The 23,172-nt window shown below is 54.8% G+C and carries 23 protein-coding genes; 5 read left to right on the top strand and 18 right to left on the bottom strand.

What is annotated here, in order from left to right; all coding sequences use genetic code 11:
- Window positions 1-134: 134 nt before the first annotated feature.
- Both FRY97_RS00775 and FRY97_RS00770 read left to right on the top strand, forming a co-directional pair.
- On the top strand, window positions 135-626 hold the full coding sequence (locus FRY97_RS00775) for a glutathione peroxidase (protein ID WP_147165501.1): 492 nt from the start codon (window positions 135-137) through the stop codon (window positions 624-626).
- Window positions 619-1,062 (top strand): MarR family winged helix-turn-helix transcriptional regulator, encoded by a 444-nt coding sequence (locus FRY97_RS00770; RefSeq protein WP_147165500.1) that lies wholly within the window; start codon window positions 619-621, stop codon window positions 1,060-1,062. Before FRY97_RS00775 ends, FRY97_RS00770 begins: the two co-directional genes overlap by 8 nt.
- 275 nt (window positions 1,063-1,337) lie before the next feature.
- Here the strand turns inward: FRY97_RS00770 and FRY97_RS00765 are convergent, their stop codons facing one another.
- The 4 genes from FRY97_RS00765 to FRY97_RS00750 are packed head-to-tail and all read right to left on the bottom strand — an operon-like array spanning window position 1,338 to window position 5,120.
- Window positions 1,338-2,606, bottom strand: a complete 1,269-nt coding sequence (locus FRY97_RS00765; RefSeq protein WP_147165499.1) for a hypothetical protein — start codon at window positions 2,604-2,606, stop codon at window positions 1,338-1,340.
- Window positions 2,596-3,150 (bottom strand): RNA polymerase sigma factor, encoded by a 555-nt coding sequence (locus tag FRY97_RS00760; protein ID WP_147165498.1) that lies wholly within the window; start codon window positions 3,148-3,150, stop codon window positions 2,596-2,598. The genes FRY97_RS00765 and FRY97_RS00760 overlap by 11 nt, the downstream gene beginning before the upstream one ends.
- Window positions 3,151-3,198: 48 nt before the next feature.
- Window positions 3,199-3,822, bottom strand: coding sequence for a hypothetical protein (locus tag FRY97_RS00755; protein ID WP_147165497.1), 624 nt, complete (start codon window positions 3,820-3,822; stop codon window positions 3,199-3,201).
- 2 nt (window positions 3,823-3,824) lie between these two features.
- Window positions 3,825-5,120: an LVIVD repeat-containing protein gene (locus tag FRY97_RS00750; protein ID WP_211356777.1), complete on the bottom strand. Its 1,296-nt coding sequence runs from the start codon at window positions 5,118-5,120 to the stop codon at window positions 3,825-3,827.
- A 149-nt stretch (window positions 5,121-5,269) separates the two neighbouring features.
- Between FRY97_RS00750 and FRY97_RS00745 the strand changes: the two genes are divergently transcribed.
- Complete coding sequence (locus FRY97_RS00745; RefSeq protein ID WP_147165496.1) at window positions 5,270-6,661, top strand: alpha/beta hydrolase-fold protein; 1,392 nt, start codon at window positions 5,270-5,272, stop codon at window positions 6,659-6,661.
- Between the two features lie 57 nt (window positions 6,662-6,718).
- Here the strand turns inward: FRY97_RS00745 and FRY97_RS22250 are convergent, their stop codons facing one another.
- The 4 genes from FRY97_RS22250 to FRY97_RS00730 all read right to left on the bottom strand — a co-directional run bounded on the left by FRY97_RS22250 (window position 6,719) and on the right by FRY97_RS00730 (window position 8,309).
- Window positions 6,719-6,895, bottom strand: a complete 177-nt coding sequence (locus FRY97_RS22250; protein WP_170254437.1) for a hypothetical protein — start codon at window positions 6,893-6,895, stop codon at window positions 6,719-6,721.
- 52 nt (window positions 6,896-6,947) lie between these two features.
- Complete coding sequence (locus FRY97_RS00740; protein ID WP_147165495.1) at window positions 6,948-7,325, bottom strand: hypothetical protein; 378 nt, start codon at window positions 7,323-7,325, stop codon at window positions 6,948-6,950.
- A gap of 465 nt (window positions 7,326-7,790) precedes the next feature.
- Window positions 7,791-8,006 carry a hypothetical protein gene (locus FRY97_RS00735; RefSeq protein WP_147165494.1) on the bottom strand — a complete coding sequence of 72 codons (216 nt, stop codon included), beginning with the start codon at window positions 8,004-8,006 and terminating at the stop codon, window positions 7,791-7,793.
- Between the two features lie 45 nt (window positions 8,007-8,051).
- Window positions 8,052-8,309 carry a cold shock domain-containing protein gene (locus tag FRY97_RS00730; protein WP_147165493.1) on the bottom strand — a complete coding sequence of 86 codons (258 nt, stop codon included), beginning with the start codon at window positions 8,307-8,309 and terminating at the stop codon, window positions 8,052-8,054.
- A gap of 643 nt (window positions 8,310-8,952) precedes the next feature.
- On the opposite strand from FRY97_RS00730, the gene FRY97_RS00725 reads away from it, so the two are divergent.
- Entirely contained in the window at window positions 8,953-9,210 is a 258-nt protein-coding gene (locus tag FRY97_RS00725) for a hypothetical protein (protein ID WP_147165492.1), read from the top strand.
- On the opposite strand, the gene FRY97_RS00720 is transcribed toward FRY97_RS00725, so the two are convergent.
- The 5 genes from FRY97_RS00720 to FRY97_RS00700 form a co-directional block, all read right to left on the bottom strand.
- Window positions 9,207-10,871 carry a formate--tetrahydrofolate ligase gene (locus FRY97_RS00720; protein WP_147165491.1) on the bottom strand — a complete coding sequence of 555 codons (1,665 nt, stop codon included), beginning with the start codon at window positions 10,869-10,871 and terminating at the stop codon, window positions 9,207-9,209. The genes FRY97_RS00725 and FRY97_RS00720 overlap by 4 nt on opposite strands.
- 481 nt (window positions 10,872-11,352) lie before the next feature.
- A complete protein-coding gene (locus tag FRY97_RS00715) occupies window positions 11,353-12,219 on the bottom strand; it encodes a mechanosensitive ion channel family protein (protein WP_147165490.1) in 867 nt (288 codons plus the stop codon).
- The gene (locus FRY97_RS00710; RefSeq protein ID WP_246141498.1) at window positions 12,220-13,656 is read right to left on the bottom strand and encodes an ATP-grasp domain-containing protein; all 1,437 of its coding nucleotides are present in this window, start codon (window positions 13,654-13,656) and stop codon (window positions 12,220-12,222) included.
- A 65-nt stretch (window positions 13,657-13,721) separates the two neighbouring features.
- Window positions 13,722-14,339, bottom strand: a complete 618-nt coding sequence (locus FRY97_RS00705; RefSeq protein ID WP_147165488.1) for an aminotransferase class IV — start codon at window positions 14,337-14,339, stop codon at window positions 13,722-13,724.
- On the bottom strand, window positions 14,336-15,349 hold the full coding sequence (locus tag FRY97_RS00700; RefSeq protein ID WP_147165487.1) for an aminodeoxychorismate synthase component I: 1,014 nt from the start codon (window positions 15,347-15,349) through the stop codon (window positions 14,336-14,338). The genes FRY97_RS00705 and FRY97_RS00700 overlap by 4 nt, the downstream gene beginning before the upstream one ends.
- A 127-nt stretch (window positions 15,350-15,476) precedes the next feature.
- On the opposite strand from FRY97_RS00700, the gene pyrF reads away from it, so the two are divergent.
- Window positions 15,477-16,283, top strand: coding sequence for an orotidine-5'-phosphate decarboxylase (pyrF, locus tag FRY97_RS00695; RefSeq protein ID WP_147165486.1), 807 nt, complete (start codon window positions 15,477-15,479; stop codon window positions 16,281-16,283).
- Between the two features lie 557 nt (window positions 16,284-16,840).
- On the opposite strand, the gene FRY97_RS00690 is transcribed toward pyrF, so the two are convergent.
- From FRY97_RS00690 to FRY97_RS00670, 5 genes are all read right to left on the bottom strand, one after another.
- A complete protein-coding gene (locus FRY97_RS00690; RefSeq protein WP_147165485.1) occupies window positions 16,841-17,974 on the bottom strand; it encodes a DUF819 family protein in 1,134 nt (377 codons plus the stop codon).
- Entirely contained in the window at window positions 17,974-20,265 is a 2,292-nt protein-coding gene (locus FRY97_RS00685) for an AAA family ATPase (protein WP_246141497.1), read from the bottom strand. Before FRY97_RS00685 ends, FRY97_RS00690 begins: the two co-directional genes overlap by 1 nt.
- Before the next feature lie 54 nt (window positions 20,266-20,319).
- Window positions 20,320-20,838 carry a ferritin family protein gene (locus FRY97_RS00680; protein WP_147165484.1) on the bottom strand — a complete coding sequence of 173 codons (519 nt, stop codon included), beginning with the start codon at window positions 20,836-20,838 and terminating at the stop codon, window positions 20,320-20,322.
- Window positions 20,839-21,079: 241 nt separating this feature from the next.
- On the bottom strand, window positions 21,080-21,982 hold the full coding sequence (locus FRY97_RS00675; RefSeq protein ID WP_170254436.1) for a mechanosensitive ion channel family protein: 903 nt from the start codon (window positions 21,980-21,982) through the stop codon (window positions 21,080-21,082).
- A 37-nt stretch (window positions 21,983-22,019) separates the two neighbouring features.
- Window positions 22,020-23,111 carry a CaiB/BaiF CoA transferase family protein gene (locus FRY97_RS00670; RefSeq protein WP_147165483.1) on the bottom strand — a complete coding sequence of 364 codons (1,092 nt, stop codon included), beginning with the start codon at window positions 23,109-23,111 and terminating at the stop codon, window positions 22,020-22,022.
- Window positions 23,112-23,172 lie beyond the last annotated feature (61 nt).

Raw genomic sequence — 23,172 nt, 5'->3', positions numbered from 1 at the left:
AGGCGGGCAGAGGTGGGGCTTGCGCTTGCGGTTTTTTTGTGCTCATTTTTCCAGCCTGTACTCATCCTTTGGGCGTTGTGGCCTACAGGAGCGCCGCACAGGCTCATTCGTTCATCCAACCAAAACCAATAATCATGAGCCAATCACCTTTTTACGAATTGGAAGCTACAGACATCAAGGGGGATGCTGTCCCCATGGCATCGTTCAAGGACAAAGTTGTCGTCGTGGTCAATACAGCTAGCAAATGCGGGCTCACCCCTCAGTACGAAGGGCTAGAGGGGCTATACCGCAAATACAAAGACGACGGCCTGGTCATTTTGGGCTTCCCCTGCAATCAGTTTGCCGGGCAGGAGCCGGGCGGGGCAGAAGATATCGCTTCTTTTTGTGAGCTCAACTATGGCGTCAGCTTCCCCATGTTTGATAAAGTGGACGTCAACGGGCAACATGCCCATCCGGTATTTAAATACCTCAAGTCTGAGCTCGGCGGCCTGCTCGGCAGCCGGATCAAATGGAATTTCACAAAATTTGTGTTGGACCGGAGTGGAAAGCCGGTCAAACGGTTTGCTCCTACCGCTGCCCCCGAAAAAATAGAGCCGGTCATCAAAAAATTGCTATCCGATGGATAAGGGAGAAGCGCTTATGTTGGACCGTCAGTTGTGCTTCCCGCTCTATGCCGCCTCCCGCTTGGTGACACAGCTTTACAACCCCCTCTTGAAGGAATTGGGCATTACCTACCCACAGTATCTCGCCCTGCTGGTCTTGTGGGAAAAAGACGGGCAGCCGGTGAGTGCGATTGGCCGCCGCCTCTACTTGGAGTCCAACACCCTTACGCCCCTGTTGAAGCGGCTGGAAGAAAAAGGGATGGTCGTACGCAAGCGGTCTGAAGAAGATGAGCGGGTCGTGGCAGTAGCCCTTACTGAAAAAGGCAGGGCGCTGAAGGCAAAAGCCGTGTGCATACCCGAACAGATCATCGGGGCATTATCTGCCGGGGAGGAAGCTGGAGAAGAGGCCGAGCAGTTCCGAGCTACGCTGTACAAGATCATACAACGGCTGTCAACCTGAGCAAAAGCGAGGTTTCATTCACAACCGTTGAGTTGGGGCCTACCCCCGCCTGAAGGCGCGGGTCGCTATGCTGCGGGGCTCGCTGTCCGCTCGGCCCTGTCGGGCTTGCCACCCCTCCGCAGCGCTAGTCCGCATGTAGAGCCAGCTTTTCAGGGCCTGTTGGACAGTATAGTGCAGCGCAAATACTGAAAGGCAGGCCCTTTCCAGCTCTGGCCGGCCTCAAGAGGCTAGGCCGTTCAAGCATTTACCAAAACGATTTGGTCAGGCTATAGCCACTACCGCAGCCGGTAAGCCAGCCCAATAGATACCCCTCGGCGGAATACCGGCTTTTCGGATTGCTCAAAGAGCGGCGTAAGCCCATAATAAGCCGTCGTTTTCAACTGCCAGCGGTTAGTCAAGTGATAATTGAGGCCTAGCCCGGCAGCAAAGTGCTGCCCTCTGAGGTTGTCATTGCCCTCAATCACGCGGGAGGCATAAGTGCCGCCCGTACGGTTGCCTCCATCGGCTTGTACGCTAGACTCCTCGCTGCCGACCAAAGACCAGTCCTCACGGCGCAGGCTACTGAGCAGTTGTGCGCCCTGCAGGCTGGCTGTAGCGCTCCATTGGGGGTGGAAGCGGTAAGAAAAGTTGGCTTGCAGTGCAGCATAGGACATTTTCTCGACAGCTGTCGTTGCGGATAGCAGGGTGTTGGAGCTTTGGGATGAGCTGGACTGAAAGGAGTTGTTGAACACCAAAATCCGCTCTCTTTCCTCCTGCTGATCATGGAACTGCTGAAACTGAGCGCTCAGCCCTATTGTGAACCGGCGGCTATCTCCAGGCTGCCAATCGGCGTAGAGCCCTGCTTGGAAGCCCCTGGGCAAGGCAGAGGCTGGCCAGAAGCCCAACCCTTCAACCCCCCACTGCAGCTTTTTCTGGCGGGCTGCCGCCGGCACGACGGCTTCGAGAAGGACAGCTTCACTTTCGGTGCCGGGCAGAACCCCTTGCCCCCGGCCAGGGAGAAAGGGCAATAGCGCTTGTGGCTCGCTTTTCAGCGGGCCTTCCTTCAATTCAGCGTTCGCAGAAGGGGTTGCGGATTTGGGCGTGGCCGGCCCTGCAGCAGTCGGTGAAGCAGCAGTGGACAGGGCGGGCACTTCGGCAGCTACTGGTGCCAGCCGTGGAAAGGTTTTAGGTGTACCGCCTGAAGCGGTAGCAGCGGATGGCGATTGTTTTCGCCTGCCCGCTTGCGCTGTCAAGCCAGACGGCCCCTCTGTAGGTAGGGCAGAGCGCTCAATGCCCGTCTGTTCGGCAGTGCTTTGCCCATTAGCAGCCTGTGCGGTTAGGATGGGCATTTGCCCCAAGGCAGGGCCGGATTGGACAGGCTTGGCATAATACCATGCGGCCGTGAGCAAACACCCGGAAAGGAAAGCAGCCAGCATCCACCACAGCCCAAAGCGTTGGCGGCGGGGTGGGGGAACGGGCAGGTGCTGATCCAGCAGCGCTTGCATTTGTGCCCAGCCTTCGTCAGCCCATTCTGGAGCTGGTTTGGGTTCGTAGTTATCCTGCATGATTATAATGCGTTCTGATTAATTGCTGTAGTTTTTGTCTGGCATTGGAAAGGTGCCACTTCGAAGTGCCAACGCTTATATTGATCTGTTGGGCGATTTCAACATGGGTATACCCTTCTACGGCATAGAGCTGAAATACCCGCCGGGTTGCATCCGGAAGCTGATCTGCCAGTTTCAGGATATCTTCCAGGTAGAGGTTGCTCAGGGCCTCGCTCGGGGCAGGGCTGTCACGGTCTTCAAGGTCAAGGAAGCGTACGGGCTTTGTATGCTTCTTAAAATAATCGGACAGGCTGTGGAACACCAGCCTCCTGATCCACCCCTCGAGAGAGCCGCTGAAGGCAAAGGTGTGCAACTTGGTGAAAACCCGGAGGAAGCCCGCGTTCAGAATTTCAAGGGCGATGTCCTTGTCCTGTGTATACCGCATGCACATCCGCATCATGCTGCCGAAGTACTTCCGGTACAGCATCTCCTGAGCAAACCTTTGGTTGTCCAGGCAGCCTGTGACCAGGTCTTCATCAGAATATTGGGATGCGTCTTTTGCCATATTTAGTTTAGGGTGCGCTTTGCCAATGAGCTACAGCCTCTTTTGGGGTTAAAATAGGATTCCTGTGCGCAGCATCAGGCGGTTGAGGGTAAAGCGCTGCTTCTCCTCGCTCTCGTTCCCCCACCAGCCGTCGAAGCCACGGATAACGGTCTCGCCCCTTTGCTGCCGGTAGCCAGCTTCAACAAAAGCATGGATACGCCTGTCACTGATAAAACGCAAGCCCAGCGCCAACTGATTGCAGAGGCCGCCTTTGGCGGCAACCACTTCCTCATGGCTCTCCTGAAAGGAAAAGCCATAGCCGATGCCTAGCTTGTAGTAAGGGGCCGAGGAATTATCCCAGATATACCCTCTGGCTTCGGCCATGACAGGGTAGTAGGTGTAGCCCGGCTGATGCCGGTAGGCGGCTACGCCTGCAGAGAGGCCCCCTCCAAAAGCGGTCTTCCATTGATAGCCCGCCGCATAAGCCAGTTCCACCCCTACAGATGGGGTGCCTGCAAAGCTGCCCGCCGCAAAACCGACCGCAGCTTCCTGGTAAAAGCCGCCCACGCCATCGAGATAGCTGATCTCCGTAACATCAGCAACCGCCTGAGCACCTGCCCACAGTGGGGCGAACCACACTGCTAGCAGGGTCAAGGACAGCGCCCTTCTTATATTAATCCGGTCGGTATACATGCTTATAATGACATTAAGTTGCTCAGCCGTTCAGGCGCTTCCGGGTTGGAAATGTCATACTGGAAAAGCCCATCATCCCCAACAACGATAGCCAGCTTCTGACTGCTGATCGTGATGATATCGTAAGCCTGAAAGCCTTTCAGGTGGGCAATCTGACGATTGCCGACTTCTTCCGCTACTGCCGCATCAAATACCTTGACCCCTTGCTCGTTCTCACAGATGAACAGCGCATCGCCCGATTTGGACAGCCCGTGGGGGTTGTGCATATCAAAACTGCGGATCAGCCTTGGTGACAAGAGGTCGGATACATCCACTACGTCCAGCTGATTGGTGAAAGTCTGACACTCCGTGCCGTCCCTAAGGGTTACATAAGCGATATCGCCATCTACGTAGACGGGGTCACAGGCATTGGCATGGGTAAAGACCGAGAGGTACTCCGGCTGTGAAGGGGTACTGATATCTACGATGTACATGCCAGTCTGAGACCCGATGAAAAGCTTATCGCCAAGGGGGAAAATGGTTTCAATGCCCCACCCCAAGCCTGTCGTATTGATCAGTTCGGGGCGTTCCGGCGTGCTGAGTGCGAGTACCCTGAGGCTATTGTCGTCTACGATATAAAGATGGTCCATGGCCAAAGTGAAGCGGGCCATAGAGCCGCCCTGCCCGGTCTGTGATGCGCCGTTGCTGAAATCATTCGCTGCAGAGGTGGTGGCGATGTCGAACTCGTTGGAGGCCATGTCGATGAAAATAAGCGTCCCATCCCGGAAGGAAGATCCGGGGTAGGCACTGCACTCCACTTCCTGGGTGATTTCTGTTTCCTTATACTCTACTAGGAAGCCCAGCTCGGGGTCGATGCCGAAGTGAGGGATAACGGCCTCAGAGCGGCCTGCGAAAACAGGAGCGGCCGGGTTGGAGATGTCAATGGAAACAACATCTACGTAGTTGTCTGCGTAAAGGAGGTTGCCGCGCACTGCCATATCCACATTGCCCGGGATTTCAATGAAGCTAACGGGCTGAGGCGAAGCCGGGTTGCTGTTGTCGATGACATGAATGCCCTTATGGCGCTCGTTGATGAAGAGGTAGTCTTGGAAGACATAAATTTTCCCGGGCTCTTCCAGGCTGCGCGGCGCTGCAGCTTGGATCGGCTGCCGGAAATCGTCAGCGGAGACATACACCGGCTCGAAAGCGGCATAAGTGGTGGTCGCTTCACAGGTATCTTTCAGGCAGGAAGAAAGGCTGAGGCCCATGCCAAAGAGCAGGGCCAAGAGAGAAAAGCGGGATAAGGTCGGGTTGATCATCCTTTTAGTTGATTTTAGCTGTAAGTTAAAGGAATAGCCCCATTCCGGCAAGCGGCCGGCAGGAGCAGTCTTTTGCAGCTGCTTACACTTTTCAAGACGGGGAAGTTATGGGCTAAGGTTGGGTGAAAGGCTTATCTTTGGGCAAAAAGATGAATTACCGCCTTCTTTTTTCCCTGCTCTTGCTAGCGGGCGCTTTCCCGCTCAGCGCCCAGCTTACCCTCGTGCTCAATGGGCTGCCCGCTGCCACCCCCACAGGGGCAACCATTTATGCTGCCGGCAGTTTTAATGGCTGGGACCCCGCTGACCCCGGCTCCGCCTTTGCAGCGGGCGAAGAGGGCAAGCTGTGGCTTGACCTCTCCCTATCTCCAGGCCCTATTGCATTTAAGCTGACCCGTGGGAGCTGGGACACTGTGGAGGGGAACGCGCAGGGCGGCTTCTTGCCCAACCGTACTTATGGTTACACTGGAGGGACGGATACCCTTTACCTTGATATCTTGAGCTGGGAAGGGCAGGCCGGCAGCTCTACAGCCAGCCCCAATGTGGCACTTTTGGACGAAGCCTTTTGGATGCCTCAGTTGGGGCGTGCCCGCCGCATTTGGGTCTATCTGCCACCGGATTACGAAACTTCAGATAAAGACTACCCCGTCTTGTACATGCAAGATGGGCAGAACCTGTTTGATGCAGCCACTGCCGCTTTTGGCGAATGGGAAGTGGATGAAGCGCTTGATCATTTATTCGGCGAGGGCGACGGGGGCATAATCGTGGTGGGCATAGACCATGGCGGAAGTCAGCGGCTCGATGAGTACTCTCCGTGGGCCAACCCCCAATATGGGGGAGGGGAAGGTGCTGCTTATGCCGCCTTTATCGTGGAAACGCTGAAACCTTATATAGATGCGAACTACCGTACGCTCTCGGGCCGGGAGCATACAGGCATTATGGGCTCTTCAATGGGCGGCCTCATCAGCTTGTTTGCGGCAGCCGAGTACCAAGAGGTCTTCAGCAAGGCGGGCATTTTTTCTGCTTCCTATTGGTTTTCCAGCGAATGTTACGCTCATGTACTGGCTTCTGGGAAAACAGCAGACATGAAGTTTTACCTGCTGGCTGGCGGTATGGAAGGCGGCAATCAGGTAGGGGATATGGAGGCCATGTACAATACGCTAATGGAAGCCGGTTTTGGAGCAGAGGAAATAGAAATGCGCACGGTGCCAGAAGGAGGGCACAATGAAGCCCTTTGGCGTGGGGCTTTCCCTGAAGCCTATCTTTGGCTGTTCTCCGCAGCGCCTGTGGCCGTACCCGATTGGGGCGAAAGCGTGGGCCTGAAGGTGTTCCCCAACCCCGGACAGGGAGGGTTCACCGTTTCGGGCTTGCAAGGGGTAGCAGACATTACAGTTTGGGATCAGCAGGACAGGAGGGTGGCTTCCCAAACGATAAATGCCCAGCAAGCCCGTTTGGATGGGCTGATGCCAGGCATTTATTGGATTGTTTTGGAAAGTGAGCAATGGGGATGCTCACAACGTATGCTCTGGATAAGCCAAAATTGAATTGGCTCGCTCGGCTCAAATCAGCTCGTGGTGGCTCAATGCCAACAAAGGGCGGATTTAATTCTCCTCGCTGGTTTCCGGCTCATAATCGCCAATAACGGTATACAATCCGCTTTTGACCCTTTTCTCGAAATCTGCACGGGGCACGGGCATTTTCCGGTTGAGGGAAGTAAGCTGAACGGTAACCGTCTTTGAGGTCTCCTTAAGAATTTTGACTTTGATGCTCCTATCCATGATATCCTGTTTAAAATGAAGTTTTGATCAAATGGTTGCGCCTGGGCTAGGTCTAAATATTGACCAGCGTGGCGTTGATTTCATGATTGCGGATGATGCGGTCCGCAAATGCCCGGTGCCCATGAGGCGTAAATAAGAAAAACTTGCCTTCCCGAATGGAGGCCAGCCGGTCGAGCAGCTTCCATTTGGTGATCAAATCCGTTTTCTCATCTGTTTTTACGGCAATCTCAAAGTAACACTTATTTCCCCGCATCGTAGCGGTAATATCCGGAGTAATCAAGCTTTCTTCCCCCTCAGCTTGCTGTTTGAAAGAGGTAGGAGGCTCTACTCCTTCCAGGTCTACATTTGCCTTCACTTTGTTGTAGCCGCGCTTGCGCACCCACTCTAAGGCACTTTGGTAAAATTGGGTTTCTTTCATTGCGATATTCATGCTGATTCGGGTTACGTTAACAAAATGGTACCGGGCGGCACAAGCTTTAGGGGATAACATCTCACCACTGAACAAGGCGGCGGGGCCGTCAGCAGTAAGGTATGTTCGGGGCTCGGTCCTATTGCAAATCGACGCTTTATGAACCTGGCCACCTCTCTAAATAAGCTCAGATTTAATGACTTCGCCAGAACGCTGCTGGCCATGTTGGTACAGCGGGCGGGCATAAATCCTTGATTTTACGGCTAAACCACTGTAAGTGAGCTATAAGCAAAGCCTGCCGTGCTACAGCACAGCCCAACAAGCAGCTCAGGTTTTCCCTTGCGCTTACTGCGTGTTAGAGAATAAGACAGAGCTGTGTGGAAAAGGCGAGCCCTGCTAGGCCAGCTATTCTGACGGGAGTTGGCAGACTATAGCCTTGGGGGAAAAGCGGCTTAGCATGAAGCCCAATTCCCAACCCCAAAAGCCTTATGATCCTGCGGTAGCAGGCATTGCATTTTCAACAAATTTTTTGCCGTCCCATTTTCCAAGCCACTCAATTTCCTTCCCAGCCCTCTCGTATTTCCGGAAAGCGGTCATAGCTGCCTCTTTGGTTTTCCGGAAGATCGTGATGTTGTTCGGTACCGACTTAATGGTAAAGTAGTACTTGTCTTTGCCCATAGGGAAGTTCTTGCGTAGCTTCATGATAGAAAATTAATGAACGAATAAGATAAGGGTTTGGGTTCAGGCTCACTGCGCAGCCTGCTGCAGCAGGCGCACTTTGCGGGCCTCAAGCCCTTTGTCGCTGGCTTCCACTTCGAAAGCCACTTCATCCCCCTTATTGATTTGGTCTTTGAGGTTGGTCACGTGAACGAAGACATCGCGGTCAACGTGTTCTGACTCAATGAAACCGTAACCTTTCTTACGGTTGAAGAATTTGACTTTGCCTTGTTTTTCTAGGGGTGCTTCCTGTCCTGAAAAAATGCTCAGTACTTTTTTTAACCACATGTTGTATTCGGGTTTTAACTGCAAGGTTATACAGCCGGGTTTAGGATTTCGTATAGCCCAAGCTCTCGTTGAAAATCGAACACGCTTTTCGAGATTTGCACTTGGCAGTTTTGTCCTAAAAACAGCAAAGTGACAAATTTGGCTGAGGTGTCGATGATACGTACTTTTCGGGTCTTGATTCTGGCCATCCGGCTTTGTGCAGTTGTTTGAGTAATTCCAGTATTCTGTAGGGCGAGAAGATTTGTCAGTTTCTGGAGCGTGCTGCCCTGCCTGTCAGGCAGGATTGGCATCTGTAGTTGTGCTTGGGGCAAGTGCAGAGCGCCTTTTGTGCGTTGGCGGAAAAAAAGAAGCTAAGCAAAGCATCAAGCCGATGTGGAGATTTATTCTTTTGGGCTGTATCCGCTCTAAAAGCGGAATTCTTGGCATCGGCTATAAATTTAATGCACTGAAACAAACTTTAATTGGACTCGCTACATTTATATAAACCGCTTTTGTGAATGAATGGTTCAGTTGTGCCATTTTTTTACACGATAACATCCTATCACTGAGGTTTTTGGTGCCCCAGCCTGTGCTGCTAAGGGGGCTGCAAGCCGGGAGGCGATAGCGGCAAGGGAGTATAGGTACAATTACAAAACCATTTGCTGTGTTAAGTATTTTTCTGTTGATCAGCGTATTCATTGTATGGCAGGGCGTACGCCAGGTCATGAAGGTATATGCCTGTCCGCCAGATGAAGTCATCACAGCTTTTTGGCGGGGGAAGCTCCGGGGGGGCAGCCCGGAGCACCGGCAGTTGATTACCCACCTTGGCAATTGTGAAGCCTGTCAGGAAAAGCTCCACCGTTTGAGGGCAGGCAGCCGGATAGAGGACCACCTGCTAGACGAGGACAGCAGGGCGGATTAGAACAGGCCCGTAATTTCCCCCTCTTCATTGATGTCGATCTGCTCTGCAGAAGGGGTGGCTGGCAGCCCCGGCATGCGCATGATGTCCCCGCTAATGGGGATGATGAAGCCTGCGCCTGCAGCGATTTCTACTTCTCGGATGTGGATGTCAAACCCAGTTGGCCGGCCGATGAGAGAGGGGTCGTCGGACAAAGACTTTTGGGTTTTTGCCATGCAAATGGGGAGGTCCGATAGGCCTAGGCGCTCGGCCCGTTTCAGGTCGCGCTCGGCCCGCTTACTGTATACGACCCCCTCTGCCCCATAAATCCTTTGTGCAATCCGCTCGATCTTGCTTTTCAGTGGCGTTTCCCATTCGTATAGCGGTTTGAAGTGGCTGCCCTCGTTTGCAGCAGCGAGCACCTGCTCTGCTAAGCCGGCCGCGCCATTTCCGCCCTTGCCCCAGGCTTCTGAAATCGCAAACCGGACACCGTACTTTCGGCAAGCCTCTGCTACTACCTGTATTTCTGCTTCGGTATCTGCCCCAAACCGGTTGAGGGCAACCACGGCGTTCAGCCCGAAGCCTCGGAGGTTGTCCAGGTGTTTTTCCAAGTTGGGCAGCCCATTGGCGACTGCTTCGGGGTTGGGCTGCCCAAGATCGGGCAGGGCGACGCCCCCATGGTATTTGAGCGCGCGGATGGTAGCGACCAATACGGCCGCGTCTGGGGCGAGGCCTGCACTCTGGCATTTGATGTCCAAGAACTTTTCGGCTCCGAGGTCTGCCCCAAACCCGGCTTCTGTCACTACATAATCGGCCAGGCTGAGCCCCATACGGGTTGCGAGTACGCTATTGGTGCCTTGTGCAATATTGGCAAACGGCCCGCCGTGGATAATGGCAGGCACGCCTTCTATAGCCTGTACGAGGTTGGGCTTAATGGCGTCTCTGAGCAGTGCGGCCATTGCGCCTTGTGCGTGCAAGTCGCGGGCGTAAACGGGCTTTTTGTCAAAGGTGAACCCGACAAAGATGTTGCCCAGGCGTTCTTTGAGGCCGCTCAGGCTCTCGCTCAGGCAAAGGATGGCCATGATCTCGGAGGCGGCAGTGATGTCGAAGCCCGACTCCCGGGGCATGCCCCCGCCAGTGCCCCCGAGGCCGATCACCGTGTGGCGCAGGGCGCGGTCGTTCATGTCCATGACCCGTTTCCACAACACCGTACGGGGGTCTATCCCAAGGCTGCGGCTTTTGCTCTGCAGGTTGTTGTCGATGAGGGCAGCCAAGAGGTTGTGCGCTTTTTCAATAGCGGAGAAGTCTCCTGTGAAGTGGAGGTTGATGTCTTCCATAGGCAACACTTGAGACTGCCCCCCGCCGGCTGCACCTCCTTTGATGCCAAATACAGGGCCAAGGGAGGGCTCCCGTAGCACTACGGCTACCTTCCTTCCCAGATGGTTCAGCCCTTGGCTGAGGCCAATAGATACGGTGGTCTTGCCTTCTCCGGCAGGGGTGGGCGAGATAGCCGTCACTAAAATTAGTTTTCCTTGTGGGCCTTCCCGCCGGATCAGCCTCAGCGGGAGTTTGGCTTTGTACTTTCCATAGCGCTCAAGGTCATCTTCCGAAAGCCCAAGGCGGCTTGCAATCTGTCCGATGTCTTCCAATTGAGCTGCTCGGGCAATCTGAATATCATGGTTCATATTGGTAAGTTGAATTTGGTTAGGTTCAAAACAAGGGCCCTGCAAGGGGGCAGTTGTCAGGGGGCGATGCAGGTTTTCTGAGCTTGCCGGCTTCAGCGGTGGCACCGGACAAGCGATGCGAAGGGGCGGCAGGCCCGATAGGGCCGAGCGGGAAGCGAGCCCCGGAGCGTAGCGCCCCTGTCCGTTAGGCAGGGGTGGCCCCATCAAATTGTGCAAGGGCAGGCCCAGGAAAACGATTATCTGGTTTGCGCGGCACATGATACTGTGCAGGCCAGGCTTTTCCGATGACCTTTGTCAAAGAGCAAGCTGCCAAATGGTACCCTGAATTGTCGGCAATCCTACTTAAATGTTTAGTGTGCTAATTTTCCAAGCGGAAATGGGCAACAATACAGAGGGGAGTCAGTTTATAGGTGTAGAGTTTTTTCATACTAATCTTTTGCAAGCCGCGCAGGTCAATCTTGTGTGGCTTTTTTTTGCACTTCTACTTAGGCATTGTGGCATCATCTTTGTCTCCGGGGTAGATCATCACCCTTTTGGGGTAGGCAAAGGCTATACCTGCAGCTGTAAACCGCTCCTTGTACTTCTCCATGAGGTCGCAGCCCATGCTGAAGGCTTCCGCACTATCCTTTGCCCATACGTAAGCCCGCAGGCGTGCGCCATTCTCTTCGAGGGCAATGAGCCGTACCTGTACGATGGGCTCCCCCTGTTCGATATCCTCTGGCTTCCGGTTGTCAAGGCAGAGCGGATGAGCCTCAGCCTCTTCCCGCATGATGGCTTTGGCCAGCTGATGGTCGGATTCATAGCTGATGGCGGCTTCTACCCATTTGCAGATTTTGTCCTCCCCGAAGTCAGCGTTGACGATGACCTCCTCGCTGATCTTGGAATTGGGGATGATGATGCGGCGGTTTTCGAAATCCCGGATCACGACATGCCGCAGGGTGATGTCCTCTACTACGCCGCCCAGCCCGCTTTGGAAACGCAGCCGGTCGTTGACGCGGAAAGGCTTGAAGACGACAATAAAGACCCCGCTGATGATATTGCCCAGCGCATGTTGGGAAGCGAAGCCGACAGCTACGGCGAGTATGCCAGCGCCAGCGAGCAGGGAATTGGCGATGGCCCGCATATCCGGGAGGTTGTAAATGGCCCAGCCAAAGCCCACGCAATAGACTAGCCCCGTGATGGCGTGGCGCAGGAAGACGTAGTTGGTGGGGTCGTTCCTGATGATGAGGGTAGAGCGTTGGATGAAGCGCCGGAACAGCCAGTTGAGGGTGGCCGCAATGATGATGGTACCGATAATGGTGCCAAGGAATAGCCCTGCCGGCTCAAAAGTTTTCAGCCATTTTTCCATTTACTGAAGCAGAATTTCATCAAGCAGCGCCTTGTCGTCGTCAAGCGAGCGGAAAAGGCGTGTGCGGAATTTGTTTTTTGAGTTAAACAACTGAATCGCCAATTTGTCGATGGCAACCATGGAAGTTACGGTTTGGATGTAGGCATCTACCAGGTCATCGAGCCCTATGCCGAGCTTGTTGAAGTCGCGCCGGTCCATGAGCATAAGGCGGTTGGTATCCGAGCCCCAATTGTTGTCGCTTTCTTTGATGGAAAGGTTGGTGCCCAGCATGTCCCAAGAGCTGGTACCGTCCTCAATGTGGTCGGCCAGGGGCTTTGCCGCCCTGCGGGCATAGATGGAAAGCGGGCGGATGCCCTGAGCGGTATAGCTGACCATCATGCGGATATCGGCTACATAGGTATTGCCTTTGGAGCTGGGCACGGTCCCAATGTGGTATAATTTGCCCTTGCTGCCAGTAGAGCTCCAATTGTAATTGCCGATCAGCGACTGCACGATGAAGCGGCGGTAGTGGAAGTCGTTGGTCATGAAAGCCTTGAGCTCCTCTTCATTTACGATGGTATAAACCCCCTGGCCTGCATTGCTGTAGGGGTTTTTGACTACGGCCTGCCCGCCCATACGGTTGACCCAAAGGGGCACTTCTTCGAGGCTGACGTCCCAGATGGTCTCCGGGGTCAAGATTTCGAGCCCGCTGCCTTCCAGCTCAGCATTGAAAAAATTGTAGGCTTTAGAAGCCAGCATTTTGTTGCGCCCCCCCGCAAGGCAAGCCACAATAGGGTTGAAGATCTGCGTTTTGGACATGATAGGCAGCCGGGTCCAAGGGCTTTGGGTCAGGTAGCGGAAGGCCGTGCGTATGGCATGCCATTCCTGGTCCTCCCCAAGCACGTACAACATGCCGTCCTTAATGCGCACGGCAGGGGAGGGGTCGTCTTGGTAAAAGGACACATAGTGCACGGGCTCTTGGAAGGCGTCGGCCATGGCTTTGGCATAGCCGGAAGCCTCCATTGGGTTCTTGTCGTAGATGACGGCCAGCTCCCCCTTCAGCCCTCCACGGCGTGCTTTTGAAAGGGGGAGTATAGTGCGCTCCATGAGCAGTTTGTAGCCACCCTGCTCCTGATTGTCGTCGAGCAGGGGCATCGACTTTTGCCCGGAAGGGCAGGAGTTGTTTTCAATAATGACCATCTGCCGCTTGCCCTTTTCGTTGGTCACGTGCATGAGGTCGGCTCCAGCCCATACAAAGTATTTGGGCTTGTACTTCAGCAGCTGCCTGAGCACGTCAGGCTTGACAATAGGGTGGAGGTGGCAATACCGTTTGATGATGCGCTCCTGGTCCAAGTGTAGGAAAAAGGAGATCATTGGGTGTATGGTAGCATTCAGTGCTTTGGCGTACCAGTGGTCTGCCGGCTCAAATTGTCCGGGGCGGATAAGTTTGGATTTCATTGGTTGCATTGCTTTCTACCGGGGGAAGGTATGCGTTTTCGGCCGCAGCCGTGCACCGGCAGGCTTTATTTTTTTGTGAAACTGTGCTCAACGGCTGTGGTAGCGACCACGGGGCCTTCGCCAAGGCCCATCATAGCATTGAACAGCGCTACTTGTGTAAACGCTTGCAAATCTTTAATGTGCAGCGGGGCAGCGATAATCTGGCCTGAGGCCAAAAGCGAAGCCCTGCGGGTGCCTGCCAGCAGCGGTTTGTCGGGTGTATACCAGGCCCACCCGTCCCAGAGCGCAATATTGGCATAATACGTATCGGTCAGGTAGCCATTTCGGGTAATGAGGATGTCATCCTTACCGCCCCGTTTACCGAAGAGCGCCTCGAGGGCCGAGCGGTCAGCGGATTTGAAGGTATAGTCTAGCGTTGGGGGGGCTTCCACTGCCTTGAGGGACCTTACGGGGCGGATAGCATAGGGGGTGAAACTAAGGCTGACGATTTCCTCTTGGTAGGCCACGCGGCATTTGTAGCGCCCTGGCCCGGTATCAGCAGGAAGGCTGATGTGGCTGAAGTCAAACTGTGGAGGGCAGCCCCACACGGCCTGTACCGTCCGTGCTGCCCTTTCCTGGTGCAGGGCGGTACGCTGCAGCTGCCTGCCTTCGCAGCAGATGCTTTCTATGAAGACCGGTTTCATAAAGCGGGGTGGGGTACTGTCGCAAAAGGGAGGTAGGCTTTAGCTATCATTTCCTCGTATTCTGCCCTCATTTGGCTCCGGGCGGTGATGCCTCCGCCCGATCGGAAGTAGCGCTGCCCTTCCCGTTCCTCGATATAACGGATCATTACACCGCTATCGAGCGCCTGCCCATCGAAGAGCCCGCAAACGCCGGTGTAATACCCCCTTTCCTGTTGTTCAGCTTCTTGTATGATAGCGACTGTTTTGGCTTTGGGCGCTCCGCTTATGGAGCCTGCTGGCAAAAGGGAAAGGAGAAGGTCGCCCAGAGCACTCCGGTAGTTGGATGGCAGCTTTCCGCGGATTTCGGTGCTGCTCTGCAACAGCCCCCCTTTGTGGGTAGACAGCCGCTCCACGTATCGGTAGCGCGTTACGCGTACCTGTTTAGCCACCATGCTCAGGTCATTGCGGATCAGGTCTACGATAGTGGCATGCTCAGCTTGTTCTTTGGGGTCTTGAAGCAGGAGGGCCTCCGCCTCCGGGCCTGTATCCGTAGCAGTGCCTTTCATCGGGTAAGAATAGATGTACCCGTTGGGGTCTATCTTGACAAAAGTCTCCGGTGAAAAACAGGTGAACTGCCCTTTTAGGTAGACCCTGTAGCGGGCAGTGCTTAGGCGGAAAATATCCCTAAGGGTAAGATTAGTCTGCAGCAAAGTGGGGAAGGTCAGGTTGAGCAGGTAGGAGTTGCCCGCTTTGATTTCGCGCTGCGCCATTTCAAAAGCTTGCTGGTAGCTCGCTATAGGGATAGGCTGCCGCCTAAAGTGATAGCCTTTCATAAGCGGGGGGGCGGGCTTGTCCGCCCTGCCTATTTGGCAAAGGAAACGGGACTCGTCCATTAGGTGTGCAGGGGCCACGATCGGCTTTCGCATTTCAAAGTCGATGAGGAAAACGAAGGGCTGCCCCATCGCCCCCCAGGTGTTCATCCGCCTTTGGGCTTCAGAAAGGGAGCAGGGGTCGAGCAGTTGTTTGTCCATATACGTCTTCATTGAGCTTAATGACGGCAAAGATAGGGATAGTAACGCGAAAAGGGCCTTAGAGTTGGGCTGAGGCCAGGGCTTTGTTTTGCAGCGGATTGGCTTATTTTTGCCCAAAATCTTTCGTATGACCCGTAGTGAACTCATCGCGCAAATCCGTGCAAAGTCCTCTTACCTTTGTGTAGGCTTGGATACTGATATGGCCCGGCTCCCCGCCCATCTGCTCAGGGAGCCCGACCCGGTTTTTGCGTTCAACCAGCAGATCATAGATGCGACCCATGATTTGTGCGTGGCCTACAAGCCCAACCTGGCCTTTTATGAGGCGATGGGCGCTAAGGGTTGGGAAAGCTTACAAAAAACGATGGCGTACATCCCGGATACCCACTTTACGATTGCAGATGCAAAGCGCGGGGATATTGGTAACACCTCTCGCCTGTACGCGCAGGCCTTTTTTGGGGAGCTTGGTTTTGATGCGGTCACTGTTGCGCCGTATATGGGGATCGACTCGGTACAGCCTTTTCTGGAGTTTGAGGGGAAGTGGGTCATTTTGTTGGCACTGACCTCCAATGCAGGCAGCCAAGATTTCCAGCTCACGCAACAGGATGGGGGAGAGCCGCTATTTGAAAAAGTCATGCGCCGGGCCCAGGCTTGGGGCAGCCCCGCCAACCTGATGTTTGTGGTAGGGGCGACCCATCCGGAAAAATTCGAGGAGATCCGGCGGATTGCCCCCGATCACTTTTTGCTGGTGCCTGGTGTAGGCGCACAGGGCGGAGACCTGGAGCAGCTCACCCGATTTGGCGCGAATGAGGATGTAGGGCTATTGGTCAATTCTTCCCGCGGCATCCTGTATGCAGGTTCTGGGGCAGATTTTGCGGAGAAAGCCCGGGCTTCGGCTCAAGCTTTACAGGCTGAAATGGCCAGCTTGCTTGGTTAGCCACTTGAGCCAGGCGCAAACCAGATTGTCGTTATTTGGGTTTGCCCCCTCCGCAAGGATAGGGGCCTGCCCCTGCCAAAAGGCAGGTGCCGCTATGCTGCGGGGCTCGCTGTCCGCTCGGCCCCTCGCCCTACAGGCGTCGGGGCTGGCCTTCGGCCACCCCTTCGCAGCGCTAGGCCAATGCCAGGCTAAAGCCTGAAAAGCATAGGTGCCTGCGATATTTTGGTTGACGCTACTTGAGCCAGGCATTAAAAAAGCACACTGCCGCTAGGCAGTGCGCTTATCTCACAATCCAAAAATTGCACTTGTTGTTCCTAAATCTGAATGATGATATAGTACTGAATTACAAACTCCTTGTGTGCAGTTACGTAGGCAAGGCACTTTGCGGATCAGTTGGGATAAAAGTTTTTTTACAGTCTTGGCCTGAATGTGTTGTGAAGGTGGGAAAGCAGGGCTATCTGGGAAGGTAACAAGCCAACTTTGGCCACAGCTGTAAGGCCTCTATACGATAGGGGCCGAACGCACAGCCCCTAAAGCCATTTGCCCTAGTCACAGCGCTAGCCAACGAGCAGGGCTTGTAGAAGATAAGCCAGGCTGATGCCAAGATAGTTGCCTATGGCATAGCCCAGAAGGCCCAAGGCAATGCCAGTCAGCATCAGTTGGCGGTTTCCGGTAATGCTGGCCAGTTGGCCGATGAAGGGGGGGCCATAAAGGGCAGCAACGGAAGTGAAGAGGAAGGTATCGCGGTCAATCCGGAATAAGCGGCTCAGCAAAAGGTGGAGGAGGATGGTGCCAAACATAGCGAATGCGCTAAAGGCAATAATCGGGCCGCCATTTGCCATGATATCCCTAAAGTCGGCAAGCATGCCGAGCCCTACACAGAAAACAAGCAGGAAGTATTCTCCAGTCTCAAAAGTGCTCTTCCAGCTGCGCACCCGGCCCCAGGCGGTGGCCAACAAGCTTAGGGACGTTAAGGCCAGCATCAGGAATGCAATTTCTTGGAGGTGGCCAAAAAGTAGGAAAGTAAGCCCTGCGGCAGCTCCGATAATGAGTAGGGTGAAGGCTACAGCAATGCCTGCATCTCGGTAGTCCATGGCTGGGGGGACAGGGTCGGTCTGCCCCTCAGCCCCATCGCTTTGGTAAGCAAACGCTGGCAGGATTTTGCCAAGCAGAACAGGCAGGAAGGACGACAGCAGCAGTAGGTATATGCCGCCCAACAGCACATCAGCCGCGTTGACCAGGATGATGGTTTCCCGTGGAGCTTGTAGCGCAAGCCCAATCGCCTGCATATTTGGGGTGCCCCCGGTGTAAATCCCTGTGAGCATACCAGCCAGCTGCCAGCTTTCTGGCAGCTGGCTGGCAAAGTGCCAGGCTGCCAGGCTGCTTGCCGTGACCCCGCTTAGGGCGCAGAGCCCAAAGCTCAGCAGGGCCGGCCGGGCATGGGCAAAGAGCGCCCTGAGCCTGGTACTGTAAAGCAAGAGGGGGATGCCCATCAGTATGCCAGCTTCAGTGGCATGTGTTGACCATGCATCGTTTAGCGGCAGCAGCTTGGTGTTGCTGGCCAGTATGCCTATGGTATAGCACAACACTACAGGGCTAAGCCAGCCGGGCAGCAGCGCGCGGCGGGCAAGCCGTTGAGCTGCCCAGGGTATGCCGAGCAGCAGCAGGATTTGGAGGATTGCCGCAGCCATCAGGAAGCAGTATACTTTAAGCTCAGGCGCCGGTTGGCATCTACATCGAGGTGCAGCTGCCCCTGCCCGGGGATGGTGTTTTGTAGGAGCCAGCGGGCGACTGGCATAACCACATAATCTTCTATGGCCCGCTGCAGCGGCCGTGCGCCATAGCGTGCATCAAAACCGACAGAGGCCAGCTGCCGCACCAGGGCTTCGGAGAAATGTACTTCCAGCCCCGACTTCACGAAGCCTTCTCTGCTCCTGAGCTCTTCTAGCTCTTTGAGGGTGATCTGGTAAATGTCGGACTCCTCAAGGCTCCGGAATATCACCAGCTCATCGATACGGTTGACAAACTCCGGGCGGAAATACCGTTCAATAGCAGACCGGTAGGTAGCAGGCTCGGGCATGCCCCCGCCAAACCCTGGCGCAGTACGGTTATTGGCCCCTAGGTTAGAAGTCATGATGATGATGGTGTTGCGGAAACTGGTCAGCCGGCCATAGGCGTCTACCATGAACCCTTCGTCCAATAGCCCCATAAGGGCATCGAATATGGAGGGGTCAGCCTTTTCCACTTCATCCAGCAACAAGACAGAAAACGGGCGCTCCCTGACCTCCTTGACCAGCTGCCCGACCTCCCGCCCGGCTCCAATCAGGCGGACAATCTGTTCGGGATACTGGAACTCGCTCATATCGATCCGGATAAGCGGGGATTGTCTTTGCCCTTTGCCAAAGAAGTATTCTGCCAGCGCTTTTGCGCTGGCGGTCTTGCCCACGCCGGTGGGGCCTGCAAAGAGGAAGGAGGCAATAGGGCGGTGGGGGTTGTTGAGCCCCGCTTTGTAAATTTTTACGATATTAGACAGGGCTTCCACTGCTGCAGGCTGCCCGATAATGCGCTCCCCGAAGTAAGCCGACAGGGCTGCAGTATCCAGGGGCAGCTCATCTCTTAGGAACAGTTCAGGCAGCCCGGTCTGCCTCACAAAAACATCTGTGACCAGGGAGGTCCGGATTTCCTGCTGCGCTTTGGCGCGTGCTTCTTGTATACATTGCGAAACAAAGCGGATCAGCTTGCCCGGGAAGCTTTCATAAGGGTAATAGCGCACCAGAAGGCGGTAAGCCAGTTGTTGGGCATCAGCGGTAATGTTGATTTTCAATTGTTGGGCAGCAAACTGGCTAAGCTCTGCCTGAATGCGCTGAATGCGCTGTTCGCTAAGTTCTGGAAGATTGACGACCTGAAAGGCTTCGGCAAAACCCGGCAGGAACCGCCGCATGCTTTCCAGCTCCTGAGGGGTGGCCTCGCCAATCATTTGCAGCTTGCCTTGCTCCAGGAATGCCATCAGGAAAGCCGCCACGCTGTCTTCCGGCCCTTCCCCTCCAGCTTCCAGCAGTTGTACCAAGTTTTCTACCCAAATGATGCCATTGGCCGCGTTGAGCTCTTCTACCAGTTGCTCCGCTTTTTCTTCCCATTCCCCTAAGTATTTAGAGCTGGCCGTGATCCGCTGGGGCATCATTTTCCAGAAAGTAAGCCCCAGCTGCTGTTTTCGCGAACGGCTGCTGATGCGTTTAATAGCCTGCCTGAGCACTGCGCTTTTGCCAGTGCCGGGCGGGCCGGCCACGATCAGGTTGGAACGGGTATTGAGGATTTTGGAGATGACCTCCGCTATTTCGCTTTCTCTTTCCCATACGGCTTCAGGCATAGACTGCCCACCTCGCCCTTTACTTTTGGAGGGGGGATAAGCTTCGGCCAGCCTGGACAAGGTTTCGTAGTTGTTTTCAAAGTTCCAGCCGCCCCAGAAGTAAGACCGGTCTTTGTTGACCCTGAGGGTAATGATGTCCAAGTCGGGTTTGGGGTACCGCAACAATTGGTAGATTTCTTCTGGCTTCATATTGTTCAGCCAAGTGGTGGCGGCGTGCTGCACGAGCGCATCGAACTGGCTGGGGTCATAATAGAAGATGCTCTCTTGGAAATAAGGTAGATGGCACTCGTAGTGCCCATCGGGCACCTGCCCAAAGACGACAGGCAGCTCGATCTGCAGACTGTCTGGCATGGGGTATACGCCATGCCGGTCCCGGTAAGCCGGACGTACCTGCATGCTGACCATTTTGAGCTTTGGGGCGGTCATATTGGCAGCAGGGTATTCGTCGTATTTTTTGTATTGTTTTTGAAGGTAGGAGCGAAGGCTCTTCTTCAGCGCCTGGACATTGGGCTCAACAGCCTGAATGTCCGTGCCAGCCAGTACACCCAGCAAGGCATCCTCTTTAAGCGGGTAGATCAGTAAGGGATAGGTAATCTTTTCCATAGTCCTCAGCAAGCGGCCGGGGCTTGTCGGGTACCGGCCCGGCTAAGGTACTATTTTTTGTGAAAGCTAGGGCCGCGCCCCAGATTGCCCCGCTGGGACCCTCTCCATGCGCTCTACCTGCCGTTGTACGGCCAAGAGGTGCCGCAGCTGTTTATTGAGCAAGCCGAAAATAGGGGTGGGCACGCCCTCTTGAGCTACTGCTTCGCGGTAAGCCTCTGCCAGGTTGCGTTCGCTTTTTAGGCAGAAAGCGGTAATGCGGGAGGTATTGTTGAGCAGCAGGGCCTCCCTGAACTCGCCCCAGTTAACGGCGATAAAGGAGCGGCCCTGACGGCTTGCGGGCAGGGGCACAGGGGGCATATCTTCCATAAGGCGGTAGAGCTCTTGATGGAGGGATTCCCTATTGCTTGCAAGGCTCTCTAAGTAGCCTATGATTTCGGGCTCAGAAGCTACGGCAGCTGCTTCCCGGTATCGTTGCGCGCCCGTTTTGTTGCGGAGCATAAGGTTGTTGACCAGTGCGATGCCAGAAGCTCTGGAATCTGTTTCATATCGTTTGCGGTTCCAAGGCATATAAGGATTATCTGCCATGACAAAATTTTTAGGTTAAGCAAATAGACTGTAGGGCTGCCCGGCCTAAGGAAAGGCAGGCAGGCGGAAAGGGCGTGCACCCAAATGTCGCAGGCCGCTATGCTTTTCGGGGTTGAGCCTGGCATTGGCCTAGCGCTGCGAAGGGGCGGCAGGCCCGATAGGGCCGAGCGGATAGCGAGCCCCGTAGCATAGCGGCACCTGCCATCGGGCAGGGGCAGGCCCCTCACATAGTTTAGCGGCGTTAATCGTTTTGCAGGCCGGCAGGCTTTAGCATGCTGTCCAGTTTCTCCCCCCCTTTTATGCCGAAGTCGAGGGTGCGGATAGGGAATGGGATCATGATGTCGTTCTGGTCAAAAGCAGCTTTGAGCGCCATGATCCCTTGGCTGCGCGCCTCTAGCCAGCTTTTCTGGCTGGTCTCCGATAGCCAGTACCTCACAATGAAGTTGATGGAGCTGTCGCCGAAAGACTCGTAGAAAAACTCTACGGGGCGGTTGTTGTCATAATCGACATGAGAGGTTATAGCCTTTAGCGTGACGGCCTTTACCTTTTCAAGGTCATCCCCATAGGAGATGCCGCAGCTGAGGTCAATGCGCCGGAGTCCAGAAGCCGAGTAGTTGATCAGCGGGCTTTGGATAACAGAGGTATTGGGCAGCAGCACCATTTCGCCCGTCAGTTTCCTGAGGATGGTAGAGCGGAGGTTGACCGCTTCGATGATGCCAAAGTAGCCATTGGTCTCCACTAAGTCGCCTACATTATAGAGGCTTTTGGTGGACATCAATATGCCAGAGAAGACGTTCATCAGCGGGTCTTGGACAGCCAGGCCTACCGCCAGGCCAACGACCCCTGCACCGGCCAGGAGGGAGGTCAGAGCGGTATCTAGCCCCAGGATGCCAAGTACGATGAACAGCATGATCAGCAAAAAGGCAGCCGTAGCGATATTGCTGATGAGGCTATTAATGGTCAGGTTGTTGGAAAAGCGGCCAATGAGCTTGGTGATGTATTTCCTGACATAGCGCGATAAAAAGACGGCCATGACCAAGACGAAGGCGGCCAGGATCAGATTGGGCAGCCCTGCAATCAGGGCGTTCAGCCATTCTTGGATTTTTTCCCAAAAGACTTCCAGTGATGCGTTGATGTTGTCCAATTTGTGAGAGTTTAGTTATTTAGAGAACGAAGAATGATTAGCGATGTTCAGCCGTAATCCGGAAGGCAAGCGAGCTGGCCCGCCTGCTGAGGGTGCCGTCGGGCATTTTTTCTTCCCGGATAAGGGCTTTGGCAGCTGGGCGTTCGAAAACCTCCTGCATATTGCGGATGCTGCCTACAGGCACGCCCGCCTTGTGGAGCTGCTCAAGGAGCGGTGCCCGGTTGTGACGCAGAAAAGCAGGGGCAAGTAACGCATTGAGGGCTGTGCGGTGTACTACCCGCCCGGCATTTTGCGCAAAGCGGCCGTCTGTTATGAGGTGAGGGAGCTCAAGGGCCAGGCAGAGCTGCTGGAACTGCTTTTCGGTGCCGGCAGCGATCACCACAGGTTTTTGATCTGCGGTGTAGAAAATATCCCCATAAGGGGCAATATTGGGGTGTTGGCTCCCCATTGGCTCAGGGATAAACCCTTCCATCAGCCAGTTGGTAGCCTGATTGGCGAGGGAGGAAACAGCTGCTTCCAGTAGGGAGGTGCTGACAAAACTCCCTTCACCGGTCCGGTGCCGGTGAAGAAGGGCCAATAGTATGCCTTCCTTCAGCTGATGGGCTGCAAGCAGGTCGATCAGGGCAACCGGCATTTTTGCAGGGGCTTGGCCCGGATGGCCGCTCATGTACAGGAAGCCGGCTTCTGCCTGTAGTACAACATCAAAGGCGGGCAGGGCTTCCTCCTCCCCAAAAGCATCAAGCTGTGCATAGATCAGCCCCGGGCGGTGCTGCCGGAGGCTTGCATAGTCCATCCCCAGCTTTTGGGCGGAAGCCCGCTTGAAGTTGCTGAGCACAATATCTGCCTCCCGGATGAGCTGCAGGGCTTCTTCTTGCCCATCTGCGCTGAGCAGGTCGAGCATTATGGGCTGTTTGCGGTAGTTGACGCTGCAGTAGTAAGCAGAATACTCGCGCTGTGTATCTTCACCAGGCAGCCGCCAACGGCGGGTGACATCGCCTTGTGTGGCGGCATTCTCAATTTTTGTAACTTCTGCGCCAAGCTCTGCAAAGAACATGCCCACCGCAGGGCCGGCGAGGACACTGGCGAGCTCAACTACTTTCAGCCCGGAAAAGAATTGGGTTAAATCCATAAGGTTTTGCAATCGGTATATCTACGAGCGTGTTGGGACTTTAGTAATCGGTCTATCCCGC

It is taken from the genome of Phaeodactylibacter luteus, from assembly GCF_007993045.1.
Lineage (GTDB): Bacteria > Bacteroidota > Bacteroidia > Chitinophagales > Saprospiraceae > Phaeodactylibacter > Phaeodactylibacter luteus.
Note: the sequence above shows the minus strand (reverse complement) of the source record. Positions and strands in the feature narration are given on the sequence as shown.

Bases quoted from the DNA above. Each gene is read 5' to 3' on its own strand.
- FRY97_RS00775 (WP_147165501.1), top strand. From the start codon at position 135: ATGAGCCAATCACCTTTTTACGAATTGGAAGCTACAGACATCAAGGGG.
- FRY97_RS00770 (WP_147165500.1), top strand. From the start codon at position 619: ATGGATAAGGGAGAAGCGCTTATGTTGGACCGTCAGTTGTGCTTCCCG.
- FRY97_RS00765 (WP_147165499.1), bottom strand. From the start codon at position 2,606: ATGCAGGATAACTACGAACCCAAACCAGCTCCAGAATGGGCTGACGAA.
- FRY97_RS00760 (WP_147165498.1), bottom strand. From the start codon at position 3,150: ATGGCAAAAGACGCATCCCAATATTCTGATGAAGACCTGGTCACAGGC.
- FRY97_RS00755 (WP_147165497.1), bottom strand. From the start codon at position 3,822: ATGTATACCGACCGGATTAATATAAGAAGGGCGCTGTCCTTGACCCTG.
- FRY97_RS00750 (WP_211356777.1), bottom strand. From the start codon at position 5,120: ATGATCAACCCGACCTTATCCCGCTTTTCTCTCTTGGCCCTGCTCTTT.
- FRY97_RS00745 (WP_147165496.1), top strand. From the start codon at position 5,270: ATGAATTACCGCCTTCTTTTTTCCCTGCTCTTGCTAGCGGGCGCTTTC.
- FRY97_RS22250 (WP_170254437.1), bottom strand. From the start codon at position 6,895: ATGGATAGGAGCATCAAAGTCAAAATTCTTAAGGAGACCTCAAAGACG.
- FRY97_RS00740 (WP_147165495.1), bottom strand. From the start codon at position 7,325: ATGAATATCGCAATGAAAGAAACCCAATTTTACCAAAGTGCCTTAGAG.
- FRY97_RS00735 (WP_147165494.1), bottom strand. From the start codon at position 8,006: ATGAAGCTACGCAAGAACTTCCCTATGGGCAAAGACAAGTACTACTTT.
- FRY97_RS00730 (WP_147165493.1), bottom strand. From the start codon at position 8,309: ATGTGGTTAAAAAAAGTACTGAGCATTTTTTCAGGACAGGAAGCACCC.
- FRY97_RS00720 (WP_147165491.1), bottom strand. From the start codon at position 10,871: ATGAACCATGATATTCAGATTGCCCGAGCAGCTCAATTGGAAGACATC.
- FRY97_RS00715 (WP_147165490.1), bottom strand. From the start codon at position 12,219: ATGGAAAAATGGCTGAAAACTTTTGAGCCGGCAGGGCTATTCCTTGGC.
- FRY97_RS00710 (WP_246141498.1), bottom strand. From the start codon at position 13,656: ATGAAATCCAAACTTATCCGCCCCGGACAATTTGAGCCGGCAGACCAC.
- FRY97_RS00705 (WP_147165488.1), bottom strand. From the start codon at position 14,339: ATGAAACCGGTCTTCATAGAAAGCATCTGCTGCGAAGGCAGGCAGCTG.
- FRY97_RS00700 (WP_147165487.1), bottom strand. From the start codon at position 15,349: ATGGACAAACAACTGCTCGACCCCTGCTCCCTTTCTGAAGCCCAAAGG.
- pyrF (WP_147165486.1), top strand. From the start codon at position 15,477: ATGACCCGTAGTGAACTCATCGCGCAAATCCGTGCAAAGTCCTCTTAC.
- FRY97_RS00690 (WP_147165485.1), bottom strand. From the start codon at position 17,974: ATGGCTGCGGCAATCCTCCAAATCCTGCTGCTGCTCGGCATACCCTGG.
- FRY97_RS00680 (WP_147165484.1), bottom strand. From the start codon at position 20,838: ATGGCAGATAATCCTTATATGCCTTGGAACCGCAAACGATATGAAACA.
- FRY97_RS00670 (WP_147165483.1), bottom strand. From the start codon at position 23,111: ATGGATTTAACCCAATTCTTTTCCGGGCTGAAAGTAGTTGAGCTCGCC.